This window comes from Candidatus Caldatribacterium sp., assembly GCA_014359405.1.
GTDB classification, from domain to species: domain Bacteria; phylum Atribacterota; class Atribacteria; order Atribacterales; family Caldatribacteriaceae; genus Caldatribacterium; species Caldatribacterium oleiphilum.
On record JACIZN010000138.1, the window covers coordinates 1 to 4,462 of the forward strand.

The window sequence follows — 4,462 nt, forward strand, 5'->3', positions numbered from 1 at the left end:
TCCGGACCTTCCGCCAGGACCCTCCCACAGGCCCGATCGAAATCCTCTTCCCCCGTGAGAACCGCAAGCTCCTCCTCCGTCGGGAAAACGACGAAGCTCTTCCGCAGAATGGGTAAGAAAAGTTCCCGTGCCCGATCCTTCCCGAGGAGCTCCGGGCGGAAGTTGGGGTCAAAACTGATTCTCTTTCCGTGCTGCTCCACAATCCGAATGGCCTTCTCATACGAAGCCCGGCAGTTCTCGTTGATGAGCATCGTTGAGCCCATGACGTGGAGAACATCAAGTCTTGCAAAGTCATCCTCCCGAACGTCCTCCGGGAAAATCTGTCCCGAAGCGGCCCGGGAAATGTGGTAGATGAACTTTCGGGAGCCATCGCTGAAATAGGTCACAAAGGCCACACCAGTTGTGTACTCCCCAAGGACCTTGATGCCTGAGGTATCCACTCCGTCCCTTTTCAGGCGCTCAAGGATGAGAAAGCCGAAATCGTCATTCCCGATAGCTCCGACAAAGAACACCTCTTCCCCCAGGCGGGCAAGGCAATCGGCAAAAATCGCCGGAGCTCCGCTCGGGTACGGTCCAAGGAAAACCCCGGGAACCCCCAGAGGCACGTCCACCCGATCCCGCATGATTTCGACAAGCAGTTCTCCCATGCATCCGACGCGCATTGCTCGACTCCTCCTTTCAGGCCTGGAACTACTATACCATAGTGCACTTAAGAAAGGAGGACACCGGCGCAAGGACTCGAAAAAGCACTGACCTAATGAGGGAAGAGGAGTCGCTCTAAAAGGTTCAGTCCAGACCCCTACCCTGGGATAGGGGTCTGGTGCGTTCACATTGCCTGTGGTTCATTTAAGGGGGGACAGGGATTCCAATTACTTTCCGCTATGACCAGGACATCCTGGCCCTCTGGTGGACTACCTTGGGAACCCTGAGAATCACTTACCTTTATAATGACCCCGACCTTATCGCCTGGGCAGGGGTACCAGCCGTTTTGCACGGCAGCTTGAGCACCACCAGCAAGACTTTGCGCATTCTCCGTGTAAAGGCTCTGCACGCACCCAATATTAGAACTATCGTACCCCAGAAGTATCCATATTGCCGCCATGTAGTCTGGGTTAAGAACACCATTAGCATCAAAAGCTCCTTCTTGGTTCAGCAACCGGTTGACCGCAGGAGGAGCCACTTCGACATCCGCAATTGTGTAATCCTCGTTAATATAACTCACCGCATTTGGCTGCCCACAGTAAGCTTCAGAGGACCAGTTGCCGGAGGAAACGGTAAAGTGCCAGCAGCTTCCTTCTACCGTTTCATCGATCGTGATTGTTCCCGACGTTGGACCATCGTAGGAAGTATCTGCAAGAGCAAGCGACGAAGGCGGCTCCGGAAGGAGGCCAATTTCGAGCTCCGGATTGGGATCGTCTTCGATAATTTCGACTGTGACTGATTCCGGACTTTTGAACCCCTGAGCATCTATTGTAATTGTGTATTCCCCTACAGGGAGGTTGTCCAGGGTGTAGGTTCCCCCTTCATTCTCACTCTCGATAAAGGTCTTATCTTCACCGTTGACCTTTGTAGTCACTGTAGCTCCGCTCACCGGGGGTTCGTCATCAACATTACAGGAACCCCCGCAACAGGGGTTATTGCAGTACAACCGTACGGTGATTGACCCTGTAACTTGGCTTCCACCACCTGTGTCGCCACCGCCACCACCTGCTTCGCCACCGCCACCTGTGTCACCTCCACCACCACCTGTTTCACCACCAGGGGTCCCTCCACCTGCTACTCCACCGGGAGCACCGAAGTAACTCGCAGCAACGCTTCGGGCAAGGGTGAGGACGTTGCAGTCCTTCTGGGGATCGTGGCATCGAAGGAGAGCATTCCGAACAGCCTCAAGGAGTGCCGGAGTAGGGACAAAATTCGGGATATCGCTGCACCTGACGACTTCTTTGCCGTACCGTTCCACAGCCACCTCGTAGATAATTACCTGAGCAGTGGTGTACACGTTTGCCTCGCCGACGTTGTTCACCTTCCCACCCTCTACGGTGAAACCCTTTTTCACCCGGGCGCTGCCACCAGGAACCTGGGCGTAAAGGATGTAGCAGGAGTCCTTGGCCCCGGCTACCTCGTAAGTTCCACAGTCATCGGTTTCAACCATAAGGAGATCCCCATTCTCCCCGTACAAGGTGACATCTGCTTGAGGGATAGGAACGTGGTCCTCAGAAGCTTGAGGTTGCGCACAGGTTACCGCAAAACACCGGTTGCCCTCCGGCATTGCTACGGTTCCACGGATAATCGTTCGCTCTGGAGAGCCAAACTGAGCGGGAGCAAAGCAACCCGAAAGGACAACAAGGCCGAGAAGGCCGCTAAGAATGAGCAAGAGGAACAAATCCCTTCGTACCATAGTGGAACCTCCCCTGCAGGAATCTCGGAAGAAGAATAGAGGGAAGTGAGGGCGAGGGGAATAGGTAACATTTCCTATTTTTCGCCGCTCGAGTCATAGGAAATATTTCCTATTCCTAAACTGATGGAATAGAAAATGTAGAGTTCCTCTTTCCGGGGAACTCTACATTGCTATCCAGAAGACAGGGGCCCTATCACCTGGGAAAAGGTGGGGGTGGAGGAGGTGGAAATGACGGTGGGGGCGGACAGGTTGCGCAACCCGGCGAAGGAGTAGGAGGCGAAGTAGGAGTAGGGGTTGGAGTTACCTCAGGAGTTGAAATGGGGGTAGGAGTCGGGGTTCCTGCTGGCTCGTCTCCTCCAGGAATATCAGTTCCTTCTCCTGGAGCGCCAAAGAGAACGTTAACAAGGCTTTCTGCAAGAGCTCTGACTCCGGGATCTCCCTGGGCATCTCCACAGTTAGCAAGAACTGCTTTCACCGCCTCTGGAAGCTCATCCCCAGGATTGATTCCAGGAATGTCTTTTATCGCTATGACCCCGGGGTAGAGTTCATTGGCCACTTCCCAGACTATGACCTGGGCCGTCGTAAAGTAGTTCGCCTCTCCGACATCCTGAGAAGCGACAACGGTAGTAATGCCCCGCTTGACCCGGATGCTGTCCTTTTCCGCGTAGAGTACATAGGCCTCTCCGGAATACCCTCGGAAGAGAAAGGCTCCCTGGCTATCGGTCGTCGTCGTAATAAGACTTCCCTGGTCCCCGATGATGGTGACTTTGGCATTCGGAAGCGGCAGTCCCTCGAGGATGACCGGGTTAGGGTCAAAGTCAAGATAGCACGCATTTTCCGGGTTGGCAACCACTCCCCGGATGTCAACAGGCGCCTTCCCTCCAGGCCCCGGAGAACATCCAGCGATAAAGAAGAGGGCTGCCAGCACCGCAGCTACACCTAAAAGAATTCTCTTCATAATATTCCCTCCGTTCAGCGTATTTCCTCACTGTGGTACACTTCGCACTCTCCATTGATACACGTAACCACAGTGGTGCTCGATACCGAAATGCTCTGGCTCCAGGAGGACGTAACCGTTCCAGTGTAGGTAGTTTCGCCTTCAGCGTACTCGGAAATCCTTGGGGCAATTTCCCCATCCTCACATCCTGCGGCTAAGATACCTGAAAGGGCCAAGAGAATGGTAAGAGAAAACAGGAAGTACCTCACGCCGAACCCTCCTCTCCTAAAGTCTCTGGGGAAGGTCCGCCTTCCACACCCTCAGCTTCCTCTCCTCCACCGGACGATCCAGAGGAGGACTCGCTCTCTGTGTCTCCGTCCTCTCCTCCACCAGGAGACCCAGGAGTCTCAGTTACCACAGTCCAGGAGTTATCTGCGAAAACCACGGTGATCATGGGGGAAAAGTTCACGTTAATGCCGATTTGGAAGTTGTTCTGGACAATAGTGGCAACATTGAGGGCCACAAGGTCTGCCGTAGCGCTCTGGGAGAGAAGGACGAGCTGCTCGCTCGTTAAAGCGTTCCCCTGGAGAATATCCTGACCATCAATGGAAATGCCGAAAAGGCTGAGGTTGAGATCGAGATTCAAGGGAACAGCGACCCCGGAGGAAGACGCGTTCGTTCCTGTTTGCGTGTTCGACGGGGCTTGAGTGTCTGCGTTCACCGAAGACGAGAAAGAGGAAAAGCCCGGAGATTCTTCCTCCTCACTCCCAGGAGAACCCAGGGAAGGCAGGAGATTGCCCCTTGAAAGCCTTCCGGGAAGGGAAAAATTTGTGCTCCCTCCTTTTCCGCCTCTTCCTATTCTGCTCTCCCCAAGAGCAAAAGCTGAGCTCAGGGAAACGAAGAGTACCGACGCCATAATGAGAATTGCAATCGGCCATATCTTTCTCACAAAACGACCCCCTTTCAGAGTAGAAGAGAGGGCCTGGAATGCTCCAGGCCCCGGGAAAAAACCCTTTTTCTCTCTTACTTTTTGTTCTTGTTGAAGCTATCCCTCACCCTTGAAATCCGGTTGAAGCTTCCAATGGCTGTCCCAGTGTACATATTAGATTCACTTTCGTTCTCTGCTT

Annotated in this window: 5 protein-coding genes; all 5 read right to left on the minus strand. The window is 53.8% G+C overall.

Annotation, left to right across the window (positions count from 1 at the left end; genetic code table 11):
- Nucleotides 1-662: sugar kinase (locus tag H5U36_09200; GenBank protein ID MBC7218290.1), on the minus strand; the 662-nt coding region annotated here is incomplete at its 3' end.
- A gap of 164 nt (nt 663-826) precedes the next feature.
- Nucleotides 827-2,398, minus strand: coding sequence for a carboxypeptidase regulatory-like domain-containing protein (locus H5U36_09205; protein ID MBC7218291.1), 1,572 nt, complete (start codon nt 2,396-2,398; stop codon nt 827-829).
- Between the two features lie 193 nt (nt 2,399-2,591).
- Nucleotides 2,592-3,356 (minus strand): carboxypeptidase regulatory-like domain-containing protein, encoded by a 765-nt coding sequence (locus H5U36_09210; protein MBC7218292.1) that lies wholly within the window; start codon nt 3,354-3,356, stop codon nt 2,592-2,594.
- Between the two features lie 14 nt (nt 3,357-3,370).
- Nucleotides 3,371-3,604 (minus strand): hypothetical protein, encoded by a 234-nt coding sequence (locus H5U36_09215; GenBank protein ID MBC7218293.1) that lies wholly within the window; start codon nt 3,602-3,604, stop codon nt 3,371-3,373.
- Nucleotides 3,601-4,284 (minus strand): hypothetical protein, encoded by a 684-nt coding sequence (locus H5U36_09220; protein ID MBC7218294.1) that lies wholly within the window; start codon nt 4,282-4,284, stop codon nt 3,601-3,603. Before H5U36_09220 ends, H5U36_09215 begins: the two co-directional genes overlap by 4 nt.
- Nucleotides 4,285-4,462 lie beyond the last annotated feature (178 nt).